Below are 15,445 nucleotides of genomic sequence, written 5' to 3' on the forward strand. Positions count from 1 at the left end.
CGAATGGCGGCTTTTAGTTTTACTCGAGAGGAAGTATGCTATAATTTTATAGTCTAATTCAATCATATGATGGATGATCAGATCAATTGTTGAACTATACTCGCCAAGAGGTGTAATACAATGAAAAAAGAAATGACTACAATCAAACAAACCAGGCTTCATTCCATTTTGGACGAGGCCACCAAGTTGCTGATTGAAAAACCGAATGCTTCCATGAATGAGATTGCAGAATCAGCAAAAATCGGGATCGCTACGTTACATCGATATGTGGAAAGCCGTGAACAGCTTATGGTATATCTCGGATTACGCGCAATCGAGGTGGTCAGTGAGACCATGAAAGAAATCCAACTGGATGAGGAGCACTGTGAAAAGTACATACCTGAGCTGATCGAGGCGCTGATTCCATTAGGCGACAAAATTTATTTTCTGGCTCATGACACCACCATTAACTATAATCCAGAGATTGAGGGAGCAGATCTGAAACTGAGAGAACCTGTATTACACGCGGTCGGTCTGTTACAAAAGAAAGGTTATTTCCGCTCCGATCTCGATAAAACCTGGATTGTCGATGTGCTGTATTCCATCATGTTCCTGACGTGGCAGCAGGTTGTAAGTGGTCATATCGCGAGAAAAGCAGCCCCTGCGCTTGTGGTGGATACGTTTTATCATGGATTTAAGCAGAGGTGAAAATAGGAGTGAGACTAACTGAACAGCATCAGATCGTTACTCGATGACCAAATGACTTCATAAAGTCTAATTTGGTCATAACCTTTCAAGTAGACAATACAAAAAAAGACAAGATTTAAGCTGCGGCCGTTTCCCGGTATTCTACCGGGAAACGGTCATTTAGTTTTTTCTGAAATCGGTTTTGGTTGTAAAATAATATGTATTTGCTTACTTGCTGTTCAACCTCTGCTTTGTTTGACGCTTTATTAAAATAAATTTTCTCAGTCTTCAAATGAGAAAAGAACGACTCGATACAGGCATTATCTAAACAATTCCCACGCCTGGAGTGACTGCCTAGCATGCCGAGTTGTTTCAGTTTACGGTTAAATGGCTTCGAGCTATATTGAAATCCTTGGTCCGAGTGCAGAATTACGCCACTCAGATCCACATACTGACAGAGTCTATCCAACGTGTCATGAACCAAAGCGAGGTCATTTCGTTCAGAAAGATGTCACGCTACAATTTCGTTATTGTATAAATCCTGAACGACAGAGAGGTACACAAAATGTTCTCCAGCACGAATATAGGTAATGTTGGTAACCAGCTTCGTTCGTGCGTATCCGCCTGAAACTGGCGCTCTAGCCGATTCGGGTTCACCACAGAAACTTGTTTTCCAAAGAATCGACGTTTCTTTCGAATGACAGAGCAGATGCCTAATTGTTTCATTAATTGGTACACCTTTTTGTGTGACCCGAAGGCCTTCTGTCCGTAAAGCTATCGTAATTCGAAGGTAACCAAAATAGGGATGAACGCGATGGATGGCAAGCAGATGCGATTCTAATTCATGCTCCTTTTGCCTACGTTCGCTTGTCGCCTGTCTGCTTTTTCTCCACTTATAATAGCCCGAACGGGAAACAGCAGCTAACTTCAAGAGCCAAACCAGGCGATGGTGTGCTCGTAGGTCCTCTATGATTTGAAATCTGGCATCTTTACTCGTCACTCCTTGTGTAGATTTGGATACTGCTTATCTCCGCCCGCAAGTATGCCATCTCTTTTTCCATACTAGAAAACTTGGTTCTAAGGCGTCCCCGTTTGGATGCAGCAGGTTCAAGACTCATTCCCTGTTTCGCTTTTGCTGCCCACACTTGTACCTGAGATTTATTTTGAATATTTAAACGTGTCGCTACTTCACGTATGCTTATATGTTCCTCGTTGACCAGCCGGGCCGCCTCCAATTTCAATTCCAAGGAGTATCGCCGGAAAGTTTGTCCTTTTTTATCCATGAAAAAAATCCCCTTCGTATGACAAGATTAAGTCCATCTTAACAGATGTCTTTTTTCTCTTGTCTACTAGAAGGGGATAATACCAACTTAGCGGATTTTTATGTTTTAAGGAGAGTTCGTGTCCCGAGATAAGGATAAGATACCGATTTACAAGTAGATGTATATCTAAAAAGAAAATACATGTAGTTCAAACCATAAGTAAGTGTTCATTATATACTTTCTTTGTTTAAATGAATATATGGAAGACTGTCGTTTCCGAGTTCAATCGATGATATCGTTTACACCGATGATGATAAACAATCCAACTGATGAGCATAAGTTATTTTCAAAAAGCGCAGATTGAGTTCCGTTGAAGGCTGGGCCTTATCTTCGTTTTCGAGACCAGCCTACGCTTTCATGCTTGATTTATCCAAAAACTAGTATTATATTAAAGTTTGCAAGATAAGGAGGATAGTCATTTTGATCTTTAATAATTTTGAAGCTGTTTATTATACCGTGCTCATGATGGTACCCGGTTTTATTATGAACATGGGGTATAATTATATTCTTCCTACAAGAGAAGGACAAGCTCCAATCTACCTTGTTAGATTTATAGTTTTCAGCTGTGTTAACTTTGCTTTCGCGTGGCCGATGATAAATAAACTAATTCAATCCCGGTACTGGGAGCAACATCCTTTTAGATGGTCTATCATACTTGGACTAATCGTGTTATTACTTCCGTATGTCATTGGAATATTTACAGGAATAGCTGCTGAAAGGGACTGGATACGGAAACTCTTATTAAAGACAGGGATCAACCCAGTTCATCCATCCCCAACTGCATGGGACTACATAATGTCTAATGATTCAAGTTATGTTATTGTTACTTTGAAAAACGGGTTTGTGATATACGGACTTTTTGCCTCAAAATCTCTTGCTTCTACTGTACCGACAGAGAAGGATCTTTATTTAGAAGAAATATTTGAGTTGGACGAGAACGAAGAATGGCTACCTAAAGCAAAGGGAATATGGATTAGTGGTCCTGAGATTTTACATATTGAATTTCTAATTTCAGAAAATAAGGAGGAGAAAGATGAAGAACCAGAACGAAGAGAATAGAGTTGTAGAAACAAGTGGGTATCAGCCAAGGGCGGGATTAGAGGAAAGAGGCTTGAAGCCAAAGGCATCTGGAAAGTCATTAAGCCCTCCAAAAGGTGGGAGTAGTGTGAAAAAACCTTAGAGAGGAGGAGTTTGAATGAAACCAAACAAGCAGCCATCTCCTTTGAAAAATATAGGAAATGGGCATCAACCAAATAAATCACAAGAACAAATGCCTAAACCACCTAGTGGTGGTTCAAGTGTGGAAAAGAATTGAGTAGAAGTAGGCTACTAGCCTCCGTCCTCTGACATCACTGTACATACGGGTCCGCATATGACGGTTTCGAAAGGTTAACAAAATTCCAGATAATGAGAAAGTAATTTCTTTTGCTCTTTCGCTTCCCCGTAGGAAGTTGGAAGGGCATTTTTCATATTGGGAGACATTTCCTACGGGCCTTATGAGGAATTGGGCATCTTCAAAACAACCGAATTCGGAACGCTAAACGTGCGTAGTTCACGAATGCGTGTCCTCAGCCGACTCCACTGTTTTCATAGGCGCATGCACAGTTTTCTCCGAATCCACTTGTCAAAGGCTGGCATCTAAGATCAGATTGATTATTACTTGTAAAAGTGATTGTTGAATAAAAAATATATATGAAAGTAGGGATTCTCACCCGTTTGACAGGCGCCGATCTGTAGCTGCCATTTAAGATTTTTAGGTAAGCTTGGAGCTCTGCTGCCGTTAAACTTTCCACACCGTGTGCTCCTCCTTTCTGCACCACCGGCTTGTAGGCGACCTAAGGTTGCCTCCCTTGAGCATTCGCTCCAACAATCAGTTCTGGACTTCACGAGAGGAAGGGGCTGTTTGTGCCGTTGGTGGATTCAACGTTTATCTTTGCTTTTAGCTACCTTGCGGGATATTGCCTTATTTGTCTTCCCGCGATCACCTAAGTTAACAGCTGACAGTCCTTGCGGATTCGGATCTCGACTTGTATGACGGGTACTGCCTCAAATTAGGTTTGTGCACCTTGGCCCGGCGTTTACCTATGTTGGGACTCGCAGCCGACACCCTTGCCCTTCTTGGCTACGGTAGGTGCTCGCCAGCCCCCGTTCGGGATTTGACCCTAATAAAGATGACGTCCATGCTGGGTGTATAAGAACGAAAAACAAACGTAGCTAAATACGCTCGTTTTTTTTATCTGCATAAATGTATACTTACCCCGCTTCTTCTCCTTACCTTTCTCTATCAGATCCTAAATAGAAATGGCCTTATCATGAAGCTTTTGTAGATCCGTTTCGGTAAATTTCGCGTATTTCTGATTTAAGTTAAGTGAGGTATGGCCGAGGATACGAACCAAACTTAGAGTTTTACTTCTTGCAGTAGATCTTTCACATCAAAAGAATGCTCTTTATTCTTTAAACAAATTGTACAACTGTCTTTATGACTATAGCACTATTTGTTATAATTCGGATTATAGAACTTCAAAATGTCGTAAGCTCTTAGTAAAGAGAGAAAGGCAATACAACTAACCTGTCAGTTGGTTAGACCCCATCAAGAGGTGTATATTATTAGTTTTCATGCTTGACCTCGATATAATAAACTAAATAGATTCAGTACAGACAAAGGAAGGTGCAGAAATGAATTATCAAAATTCAATTTACAACAACAGAAAGGTATTTATAAGTCACTCGAGTGAAGACCAGATATTTGTCAGTGTACTTATTGACTTATTGGAAGGAATGGGCTTAAATAGCTCAATGATATTCTGCTCTTCTATAGTTGGATATAGTGTCCCTTATGGAGTGGACTTTTTAAATGATATTAAAAGGACATTTACTGAAGAAACAATAGTGCTATTTATACTTTCAGAGAATTTTTATCAAAGTAGCTTTTGTATGTGTGAAATGGGAGCTGCTTGGATAAAATCTTCTAAAAACTTTCCAATATTAATTCCTCCATTCACAAGTCAAGATATGAAAGGAGTTATCACTCCTCAAACTCAATCATTAACTATAAATAACTCAAGTAACTTGGATGGCTTTATCTCTCAACTTTTTCAAGAACTAAACTTACCAATAAATCTAGAAGTATGGAATCGAAAAAAAGCAAAATTTATTCAAGATATTACTATGAATATAATTTCTACTGCAATGTTAAAACAAAATAGTATTGAATTAGAAGAAATGTCTGAGAGTAATTTAAGCTTAGAAGACTACTCGGAAGTTAGCAAGAGTCCCAACACTTTCTTACAGGTGTTAAATAGGGGTAAAGGGTTTGACTGGTTAAACGGGGCACTAAGAAAGAAGCCAAACAAACTTAATTTCATGACAAACTATCCAATTACTTTTGATACGATGCCAACACAAGGCGATGTATTTTTTGTGGGGGTTTACGATGATACAAACAGTCTTGTCGCTAAGCTACATGGAGTTGTAGAGAAATGCGCTTCACGCAAATTGATTTCTGAGATTTACATGGAAGAAGCTCAGGGCAAAGTGGACTTTGGTTTTAGCTCGAAAAGTGAATATGAGTCTTATATTAAGAAACAAAGATATAAAAGTGAGGAAGTATTCTGTGTAACATTAAAAGACATTAAATATGATGATTATCATATAGTTGACGGAGAGAAGAATTTTATTGAATTGAAATACAGTTTATATTTACTTCGAGAAAAAATGGACACAATTTTTGTACATAATAATATTATTTTCGAAGACTTCAATAAAATAAAAGAAGACTTCAATAAAATAAAAAAAGATAGAAGAGGAAGTGAGAAATTTACAACTTTGGAGCAGATGGATTTGTTTTAGCATAAATATCTTCTGTAACTTTTCTCTTTCTGTATCAATAATCCCTAGATGCTTGTCAGGCAATCCTCGAACAAGTTTTACATTTTTTCGCCAGTTAATAATCTCCCATGATATTGCCTTGATCTGAGAAAAATAAAATGACTATAACTTCGTAACCCTTGTCTTTTAAAGCCTGAACAAGAAAGCTAAACTATTCATCCGCTCTGGCAAACATGACGTAGGATGCTCGGTAATTCCACGCAGCTGCCTCCTATCTCTCCGTTAATATGGACGGTTTGTCTTCCTTAACTTGGATTTTGCGACTCGGGTTGGAGGCAACTAACATTTAATCTAATTACCATTGTTTTTCTATGGCATAAGGTGGATGGGGGGACAAGATTGGCTAGTAAATGCGTATTGGCTCCTATCGTAGAAGATCAATCAATATAAAGGATAAGAGATATAGAATTGGAGTTGCTTTCAGTTCATTTACAAATGATGGATGTTAGTCTATTCTTACTATAAGTGCTACTACAGAACTATTTGCATGAGACATCAGATAAGGGCGGAGGCGAGTAAAATTGTATATTGGTTATAATCTTAAAATGGACTCCAAATTCTTAGATTATTATGATAAGGGGAGTCAAATTTTAAGTAGAAACAAAAAAATAATCCAAGATGAGTTAGATAAGTTTGTACTAGAGGATGGTAGTCTAGATGGCTCAAAGATGCAAGAGACATGGTTCCCGCAAATAAATGCTGACATCTTTCTCTCGCATTCGCATGCGGATGAAAAAAATGCAATTTCTCTTGCTGGCTGGATAAAGGAAACATTTAATTTAGACACATTTATTGATTCTTGTGTTTGGGGATATGCAGATGAGTTATTAAAGAAAATTGATAAAGAGTTCTGCTGGCAACCAGAATCTTCAACTTACAATTATGAAAAAAGAAATCAATCAACAAGCCATGTTCATATGATGCTTTCAAGCGCTATATCAAAATTAATGGATATGACAGAGTGTGTGTTTATCCTAAACACACCAAACGCAATTCAATCATTTGAAGTTATAAACAGGACGAAATCTCCTTGGATTTACTATGAGATTGGTCTTACAAAATTGTTAGAAAAAAAGAAACCTTTTAGGCAACCAAGCATTATAAAAAAAGGTTTATTTGAGAGCTCTTATGATTTAAGCATTAAGTATGATTTAGATATGAAACATCTACTTGAACTTACAAAATATGATCTTGAAAATTGGGATAAAAGACATCTATTGGTAAATTCTACACAACATCCAATGGATACCTTGTACATATTGACTGAAGCGGTTAAACCATTTGAAATCACAAGATAACTATGGAAAAGAGGGAAATGTTATGTCCAAAAGAGTATTTACTAGTTTTGCAATGGAGGATAAAACTCTACGAGACTTATTGATTGGTCAAGCCAAAAATGAGAATTCACCATTTGAGTTTGTAGATATGTCTGTCAAACAGCCCTGGGATTCTGCTTGGAAAACTCATTGTAGAACAAAAATCAAGGGATGCGACGGTGTGCTTGTGATTGTTACGGAAAATACTAAGAATGCCAATGGGCAACTTTGGGAAGTCAAGTGTGCAAAAGAGGAAGGAATTCCGATCATGGGAATTTGGGGGTATCAAAATTATTCTGCAACGTTACCATCTGAACTTAGTGGTGTGAGGGTTGTAAATTGGACTTGGAGCAATATTTCAAATTGGATTTCATTATTGTAGGAGGGAAAAATGAGAAAGGCACTGATAGTTGGAATCAATAACTACCCTACTTCACCACTTTATGGATGTATTAATGATGCATCTGCTTTTAAAAGTGTAATCGAGGTAAATGGAAACGGTTCTCCTAACTTTGATACAAGACTTGTTACGGATGTGCGCACAAAGTCTGATCTTAAGAGATTAATAATTGAGTTATTCAAAGGAGAAAGTGAGACTGCATTATTCTATTTTTCTGGGCATGGTCACGTTGATGAAGTTGGTGGTTATTTAGTGACACCAGATTATAGTGAATACGATGTTGGAGTTTCAATGGACGAAATACTTAGTATAGCCAATAAGTCCAAAGCAAAAAATAGAATTATTATTTTAGATTGTTGCCATTCAGGAGCTTTTGGTTCACCCAAAAGTGCAGGGAGTGCTACCCAAATAGTAGAAGGTGTCTCTATCCTTACGGCAAGTAAGGATGATGAATCTTCTCTTGAAATCAACGGTCATGGGGTTTTTACCAGCTTACTTTTGAATGCCTTACAAGGAGGAGCATCAGACTTAAGAGGTCATATTACTCCAGGGAGTGTCTATGCTTATATTGATCAAGCATTAGGACCTTGGGACCAGCGCCCTGTGTTTAAAACTAATATTACTCGGTTCACTTCGCTAAGAACTGTTGTTCCTCAAGTTCCGATTGAAATCTTAAGAAGTTTGGTTACATACTTTCCATCGGCACAACAGGAATTCCTGTTAGATCCGTCGTTTGAAGTAACAAATACTACAGAGGTGGAGCATGAGGTAATTGAACCCTACGCTAAAGAGGAAAATGTTATAAAATTTAGGAATCTACAGAAATTACAAAGTGTTGGTTTGGTAGTGCCTAACGGTGCGGATCATATGTATTTTGCTGCGATGAATTCTAAATCATGCAAATTGACTGCTTTAGGATATCATTACTGGCGATTAGTGAAGGATAAAAGAATTTAATTTTCTATGAGGTGAAAAGTATATTGATTTCAATATTTCTTAGCTACCCCCAACCGCATAAACAGGAACAACAAGAATTTATTGGAGGTTTTATTGAATACCTTAAAAACAAGGATATAACCCCACGCACTCTAGGTGTCACTGACTATGACAGTAATAATCCCCTGGCGGCAATTAGAAGATTAATGCTGGAGTCAGATGGTTTTATTACTGTTGCTTTCAGGAGACTATATGTAAATAAAGGTGTTTCTAAGTTTAAGGCAGATATTGAGTCAACTGAAGAAAAAGAAGTATCGGAAAAATGGTTCACAAGTCCATATTGTCAAATTGAAACGGCTATGGCCTATCAGTTAGGCTTGCCAATCATATCCTTACTAGAAAAAGGTGTCACAGCTGAAGGTGTTCTTCAAAAAGGAGTTGTCGGGTTATACTTGCCAGAATTTGACTCATCAAATCCTGTTCAACATTACCTTTCATTAAGTGATTGGAAACAGACTATGGCTCAATGGGAAGCGAATGTGGTGACAGTAAATAGAGCTAAAGGATTCCCACGACAATTATATTAAACGTTTTATTTTTGTAGTTTAAGAAGCTCAAGTGCTCACCAGGCTTGAGCTTTCTGTAGTGTTCAGCAGGAGAAATAATAATAGGAGAAGTTTCCAGTGACAAGAACATATATCAAACTCCTGTTTTTTTCCATTTTCAATTTATCTTACTTTCCTTTATGAAACAAAAAACGTTGATCTTTTCAGATTTACGGATTCAGAAATTGAATTTTTTACATATCTCTTGACTGTTTTTTGTAGCATCTTATGCCAATTAAATGGGATAGTTAATGATTACAGTCGCAACTTTTTGTGTTGTTTTTGTGATGTGTAAGATATTATTGATTGAACTTCTCCTTTAGCACTTTCATGTTGATAAAACATTCGCATTGAAGTATTATTTCATTTTACTTAAACGGTAATATTCAATGTAAGCTCTGTTCATTAGTAGACATTTTGGAGAAACTAAGTTAAATAACTCATCAGTGTCTACAGAATGGAAATGAGGTAGATAGACTGTGCGATTCAAAGAAAAAACGTATATTTTTTGTTCCAGTCGTAACTGAGGCGATCTGGATATTTCCTGTTACTTCACTTTTACTAGCTACTGAATCATCTAAGAACCTTTTTGTAGTAAGACTCCAATTATCATTAACTGGTGTATAGAAACTTAATGCACTAGTAGTATATATCATTCTACCCTTAACATTATCATCAGCTCTAATAAATGAAAGATTTATATCAACATTCTTATCAGTGTCATTTTTGACTGTAACATTTAATAATACTTTCCCATCAACTTTGTTCAAGGAATTAAAGTGATTTTTACATTGTTCCGTGTATAAGAGATTGGAAGTTTTTCGAAAGTGTCCATCTGAATAATACTTCCAGAAGAAACAGCATACCAAGCTTTTTGGCCTAACTCCTTTAAAGGTATGTATAAACTATCATTAATAGTAACTACAGGGCTTTCAAGTGTTGCTTCGGAACCGTTAATCGTTTTTCACAGGGAAAGCTTTTAAATAGCTAATGGCTGCATAAGAAACACCTGAGAAGAATACAGCACCACATACGAATGCAGATTCAACTACTAGTTTTTGTCTCATAGTACGAATCCCTTCTAATCTAGTATTTTCCACAATTATATCAATCTGAATGTACTAGATCTATATATTTAGTTGTTAAATATATAGTTATAAAGAACTACCTTTTTTGAAGAGTTAGGTGTGATTCTTGATAGACATTGAAATTACGGTGTAAATTTAGGGGGATTAACCTCGAAATGATGAATGTAAGTTCGGATAAAAACATATGTGGCTGTCCATTCCAGCAATCAGAACAAATAAGTTCTTAACCTTAATTAGGGACAAGAATTTGTACCAATAAAAAAAGCCGCTAAAATGGTCATAACCCTGTCAAGTAGACAAATACAAAAAAAGACAAGATTTAAGCTGCGGCCGTTTCCCGGTATTCAACCGGGAAACGGTCATTTAGTTTTTTCTGAAATCGGTTTTGGTTGTAAAACAATATGTATTCGCTTACTTGCTGTTTAACCTCTGCTTTGTTTGACGCTTTATTCAAATAAATTTTCTCATTCTTCAAATGAGACAAGAACGACGTATATCCAACGTGTCATGAACCAAAGCGAGGTCATTTCGTTCAGAAAGATGCCACGCTACAATTTCGTTATTGTATAAATCCTGAACGACAGAGAGGTACACAAAATGTTCTCCAGCACGAATATAGGTAATGTCGGTAACCAGCTTCGTTCGTGCGTATCCGCCTGAAACTGGCGCTCTAGCCGATTCGGGTTCACCACAGAAACTTGTTTTCCAAAGAATCGACGTTTCTTTCGAATGACAGAGCAGATGCCTAATTGTTTCACTAATTGGTACACCTTTTTGTGTGACCCGAAGGCCTTCTGTCCGTAAAGCTATCGTAATTCGAAGGTAACCAAAATAGGGATGAACGCGATGGATGGCAAGCAGATGCGATTCTAATTCATGCTCCTTTTGCCTACGTTCGCTTGTCGCCTGTCTGCTTTTTCTCCACTTATAATAGCCCGAACGGGAAACCGCAGCTAACTTCAAGAGCCAAACCAGGCGATGGCGTGCTCGTAGGTCCTCTATGATTTGAAATCTGGCATCTTTACTCGTCACTCCTTGTGTAGATTTGGATACTGCTTATCTCCGCCCGCAAGTATGCCATCTCTTTTTCCATACTAGAAAACTTGGTTCTAAGGCGTCCCCGTTTGGATGCAGCAGGTTCAAGACTCATTCCCCGTTTCGCTTTTGCTGCCCACACTTGTACCTGAGATTTATTTTGAATATTTAAACGTGTCGCTACTTCACGTATGCTTATATGTTCCTCGTTGACCAGCCGGGCCGCCTCCAATTTCAATTCCAAGGAGTATCGCCGGAAAGTTTGTCCTTTTTTATCCATGAAAAAAAATCCCCTTTGTTTGACAGGATTAAGTCCATCTTAACAGATGTCTTTTTTCTCTTGTCTACTAAAAGGGGATAATACCAACTTAGCGGCTTTTTTTTGCTTGTTTACATGTATAAATACCTGTTCAAGCAGAGACATTGAACTAATCTATTCTAGGTATCCGAGAATTTAGCAAAACCAACTATAAACAAAATGAACGATTACATAGCATTATTTGTCTTATTAATGAAAACACGGCAAGGGGGGGATAGAATGACTGACAGAGAAATTTTTGAATTGTACAAAGAGCAAGTTTATTACTTTTGTTATTATCTGATGAAGAATCAAGCAGATGCCGAGGACATTTGCCAAGAAGTATTTGTCAAAGTTATTTTGGCTGACAGAACTAAGGTAAGGAACATGAAATCATGGATATTGCGAATTGCTTCAAATGAGTGTCATAGCGTTATGAGAAGACGGAAATCTGGATGGTTGAAAGAAATGCGGCATTATTTGTTGTCCAAATCCCAGAGTTATAACCCTGTGGAAGAGGGTGTATACCATCGGGAAACAAAAGAAGAGCTACGAGGATTATATAGTGGGCTTCCTGACAAGATTAGGACGGTTGTTGTCCTTCGATTTATCAATGATTTGACTGTACCTGAGATCTCTAAAGTTATGAACATACCTGAAGGGACTGCAAAATCCAGATTAAACAAAGGGTTGAAACTTCTTAATACAATGGTTGAACCTCAACTAAAGGAGCTGAGTAATAATGAATCAGTATTCTAATAAGGAAAAAAAAATATCTCATCCGGATTATGACTTGATGTGGACAACCATTGAAAAAGAAGCCCATAAACGCCGAGTCAATCTGAAATCTTCACAAAAGCCTACTGGATATCGAGCTAAAGCAATTCCTATAAGCATCATTTTTACTTTTTTCTTACTTGTTGCTATTCCTGTATTCGCCAGTATGACGATTGATTGGGATCGAATCGGAGGCCGGGGCGTCGCAAGCGCAATAAATAATGGTATCGGTCAGCAATATGATCTTCAGTCCGCTAGTTCGGGTGTGACAATGGATCTAAGCGGTGTTGTAACAGATGGAGAAAAAATGAAGATGCTGATATCTCTTGACACATCAATCGATCTTTCAAAGTATACGGGGTTTGCTACGGAAAAAAATATCTTAAAAGATGAGTCCGATTCGAATGCGAAAGTGTTTGGTTACTTAGGATACGATCCTGTGAGTCAAAAACTCATTGGGGTTTATGAAACACCTGATACTTTAAAGGATGGTACGAAAGAATTTACATTCGAAGCCCAAAATCTTATTTTTTACCGGGATAGGGATGTTTCCTTAAAGTCATCTCTTACAGTTGGAGATACGATAGTCACTGGAGTTACGCAATACCCAACGATCCATATTGAAGCAGTTAACCATTCGGCAAATCAAACCGTTATTCGTTATAAAGTTGCTGCATCCCCATCTGATATGGGACGAGGTAATCCTCACTTGGTAGTACATGAAGGCTCTCAAGGGTTAGAGGCAATTCCAACCTTGTTGTCCAGCGAAGGTACAGATTTGTTGATTGAACAGGTATTCGATATAACCGAAAAAGAATGGACAAATGCGAATCTTCATCTCGGTTATATTGAAGAAGCAAAGCGGATATTGGCGACTTGGAAGTTTGATTTTGTAGCAGATGGAAAAAAAGCAAGTGAGTCTATTTACACTAAAAAATTGTATACCAATCCTGAATTCCAAGAGAAAACAGGTGTCACTTTAGATCAACTCAAAATAACTCCCTTGGATCTCCAGATTCTAATCGATGAAGAGGGTTCGCTTAAAAAAGGTATTATTCATTACAATACAGCCCAGTTAGTTATAGGCGATATTACAGTAACTGGAGGAAAAACTTTGATAGGAGACGATCGCGGCAGTTATCAGCATTTATTCCAATTTGAATCCCCTGAGTGGTATCAAAACTGGTCTGATGTTCCAATGAAACTCATCTTAAAAGATGCCGTTGTTGAGAAACGAGATACCACTAAAAACTGGATTCATTTAAATGAACCCAAGAAACAAAAGCAGTACACCAAACTCACTGTCGATGGACTTGAAATACAATTCTCTTACTATCGGGATGGGGAGAAATTAATTGTAGAGTCATATTCCAAAACGCCTAGTTTCAGAGGGGTTAACCAAACTACGTTACGTATTAACGGCAAAGAAGTGGTACCTGAAGTTACACCTAAGGGCATGGTATCTTCAGGAATTTATATTGATACCTACAAAGGTATTTCACTTGACGGAAGGATTGAACTAAATCCTGGTATATATAAATATAGCGATCCACACCGGAACGTAGAAGTTAAACTATAAGGTAAATTTATGTAACAAGTCAGGCTAGAACGTTCAATTGAATACGGATATAATTGCGAACACCCCCAAAAAAGTCGACTGTATCGTTAGATACACAGACTCTTTGAGGGTGTTTTTTTGCGTTCACAACAGCGTTTCTCCGTGCGCAAGCTGCAAAGACTTGATTTTCTTACATATTCAAATATTAACAGAGTTCAGAATTTAAGATTTTCAGTTTACAAAAAATGATATAAATTTCTAGTAGATTCAAATCATTGCCAAATAAAGACAAAATATTCAGGCAAGGGGGGCCGGACAGAACGACCAGCAATTGTGCAGTTCAAAATCAGCTTATGTACTCATTCCATCAACCCAAATCAGGAGGGATTCCATGCTTTACACCATTATTGTGCCAGTCAACCAGGACTATAACATTTTGAACCTGTTCACAGATTCGTTGCTCCGGACGGTAAGCCCATCCACTCAGATTATTTTCATCAACGATGGTTCCGGCTCAGCAGTCTTTCAACATCTGGATAAACTGAAGCAAGAAGTAAGAGAAGGTGTGACCATCGAGATTCTTCAGCATGATTTTCCACTCGGTTGCGCCGTGTCGATTAATAGCGCACTGAGTCTAGCCAAGGGAGAGTACATTTTCTTCCTGGATTCTGACACCATTCTTCAACCAAACTGGCAACCGATGATGAAAGAGACACTGGATAGCGATATTACAATCGGCATGATTGGAGGCGTTCTGTTGTATCCGCAAACCGGAGGCGTGCAGCATTGCGGTATTGCTTTTGCGGACACCATCGGCCGACACCTGTTCCTGAACGCATCTCCTGATGATATCCCGAAAGAAACCTTCTCTGTTCAACTGGTGGTGTTCGCCATGTTTGGCATGAAGCGGGAGGTGTATGAGACCATCGGCAACCTCGATGAGAAGTTCTTTAATGGGTACGAGGACTTTGATTATCAGATGCGGGCACGAGCTGCCGGATACGATACGGTCATTAACCCGAATATTCAGGCGTATCACTGGGAACGCAGCAGCGGCATTCACCGCAACTTCAACCGCAAGAACAATCTGGCACGCTTCTGGAAAAAGTGGGGCGGTCAAATCGAGGCTGATGTGTGGCCATTCGTTTTCAGTCATCTGAAAGCACAGCTGGAAAGCCAAGGGGAATACCAACATCTGCCGATTGTCGGGATTGACCTTGCCGAGGTTCGAAGTGATGCCGATACATTCTGGACCAAGCTGGAGGAAGCCGAATTTGCAAATGTAGCCGAAGTACGTGACTATTCCAATCGCTTCAATTCCAATGGGGCCATCTGGCTGCCACAGGTACTGGGCAAGGAACTGATTCATAGTGAGAACCGCTTACTGTTCTTGGTGGACAATTTCGCCCGTTTGCTGGAGAACCGCTACTGGATTGAGATGAGACATGCTCATCGAGCCAAGGATCTGATCATTGATCTGTATGGCAATGTAATTACGATGGATCGCATCTACGATGGATGCTGGCCTGGAACCAAAGTTCGGTAATTCACTCACA

General features: G+C 38.6%; 13 protein-coding genes and 1 pseudogene. 10 read left to right on the top strand and 4 right to left on the bottom strand.

Annotation, left to right across the window (positions count from 1 at the left end; translation table 11 throughout):
* Positions 1 to 120 precede the first annotated feature (120 nt).
* Positions 121 to 687, top strand: a complete 567-nt coding sequence (locus QVE09_RS00915; protein ID WP_315935250.1) for a TetR/AcrR family transcriptional regulator — start codon at positions 121 to 123, stop codon at positions 685 to 687.
* A 115-nt stretch (positions 688 to 802) separates the two neighbouring features.
* Here the strand turns inward: QVE09_RS00915 and QVE09_RS00925 are convergent.
* Positions 803 to 1,949, bottom strand: a pseudogene (locus tag QVE09_RS00925) (IS3 family transposase).
* 459 nt (positions 1,950 to 2,408) lie between these two features.
* Between QVE09_RS00925 and QVE09_RS00930 the strand changes: the two are divergent.
* The 6 genes from QVE09_RS00930 (at position 2,409) to QVE09_RS00955 (ending at position 9,115) form a co-directional block, all read left to right on the top strand.
* Positions 2,409 to 3,047 carry a DUF6338 family protein gene (locus tag QVE09_RS00930; protein WP_315935251.1) on the top strand — a complete coding sequence of 213 codons (639 nt, stop codon included), beginning with the start codon at positions 2,409 to 2,411 and terminating at the stop codon, positions 3,045 to 3,047.
* A gap of 1,617 nt (positions 3,048 to 4,664) precedes the next feature.
* A complete protein-coding gene (locus QVE09_RS00935) occupies positions 4,665 to 5,837 on the top strand; it encodes a toll/interleukin-1 receptor domain-containing protein (protein WP_315935252.1) in 1,173 nt (390 codons plus the stop codon).
* A gap of 560 nt (positions 5,838 to 6,397) precedes the next feature.
* Positions 6,398 to 7,174 (top strand): hypothetical protein, encoded by a 777-nt coding sequence (locus QVE09_RS00940; RefSeq protein WP_315935253.1) that lies wholly within the window; start codon positions 6,398 to 6,400, stop codon positions 7,172 to 7,174.
* 22 nt (positions 7,175 to 7,196) lie between these two features.
* Positions 7,197 to 7,574, top strand: a complete 378-nt coding sequence (locus QVE09_RS00945; RefSeq protein WP_315935254.1) for a TIR domain-containing protein — start codon at positions 7,197 to 7,199, stop codon at positions 7,572 to 7,574.
* A gap of 9 nt (positions 7,575 to 7,583) precedes the next feature.
* Entirely contained in the window at positions 7,584 to 8,549 is a 966-nt protein-coding gene (locus QVE09_RS00950) for a caspase family protein (RefSeq protein ID WP_315935255.1), read from the top strand.
* A gap of 23 nt (positions 8,550 to 8,572) precedes the next feature.
* Positions 8,573 to 9,115, top strand: a complete 543-nt coding sequence (locus tag QVE09_RS00955; protein WP_315935256.1) for a hypothetical protein — start codon at positions 8,573 to 8,575, stop codon at positions 9,113 to 9,115.
* Positions 9,116 to 10,540: 1,425 nt separating this feature from the next.
* Here QVE09_RS00955 and QVE09_RS31465 read toward each other — a convergent pair.
* From QVE09_RS31465 to QVE09_RS31475, 3 genes are read right to left on the bottom strand one after another with little or no spacing between them, the layout of a single operon-like run.
* The gene (locus tag QVE09_RS31465; protein WP_397386983.1) at positions 10,541 to 10,705 is read right to left on the bottom strand and encodes an IS3 family transposase; all 165 of its coding nucleotides are present in this window, start codon (positions 10,703 to 10,705) and stop codon (positions 10,541 to 10,543) included.
* Positions 10,693 to 11,184, bottom strand: coding sequence for a DDE-type integrase/transposase/recombinase (locus QVE09_RS31470; protein ID WP_397386984.1), 492 nt, complete (start codon positions 11,182 to 11,184; stop codon positions 10,693 to 10,695). The genes QVE09_RS31465 and QVE09_RS31470 overlap by 13 nt, the downstream gene beginning before the upstream one ends.
* Positions 11,185 to 11,242: 58 nt before the next feature.
* Entirely contained in the window at positions 11,243 to 11,536 is a 294-nt protein-coding gene (locus QVE09_RS31475) for a transposase (RefSeq protein ID WP_397386985.1), read from the bottom strand.
* Between the two features lie 258 nt (positions 11,537 to 11,794).
* Between QVE09_RS31475 and QVE09_RS00965 the strand changes: the two genes are divergently transcribed.
* From QVE09_RS00965 to QVE09_RS00975, 3 genes are all read left to right on the top strand, one after another.
* Positions 11,795 to 12,313, top strand: coding sequence for an RNA polymerase sigma factor (locus tag QVE09_RS00965; protein WP_315935257.1), 519 nt, complete (start codon positions 11,795 to 11,797; stop codon positions 12,311 to 12,313).
* Positions 12,297 to 13,910 carry a DUF4179 domain-containing protein gene (locus QVE09_RS00970; protein ID WP_315935258.1) on the top strand — a complete coding sequence of 538 codons (1,614 nt, stop codon included), beginning with the start codon at positions 12,297 to 12,299 and terminating at the stop codon, positions 13,908 to 13,910. Before QVE09_RS00965 ends, QVE09_RS00970 begins: the two co-directional genes overlap by 17 nt.
* 370 nt (positions 13,911 to 14,280) lie before the next feature.
* The gene (locus QVE09_RS00975) at positions 14,281 to 15,435 is read left to right on the top strand and encodes a glycosyltransferase family 2 protein (protein WP_150367354.1); all 1,155 of its coding nucleotides are present in this window, start codon (positions 14,281 to 14,283) and stop codon (positions 15,433 to 15,435) included.
* Positions 15,436 to 15,445 lie beyond the last annotated feature (10 nt).

The sequence above is a fragment of the Paenibacillus sp. ClWae2A genome (assembly GCF_032452295.1).
Taxonomy (GTDB): Bacteria; Bacillota; Bacilli; order Paenibacillales; family Paenibacillaceae; genus Paenibacillus.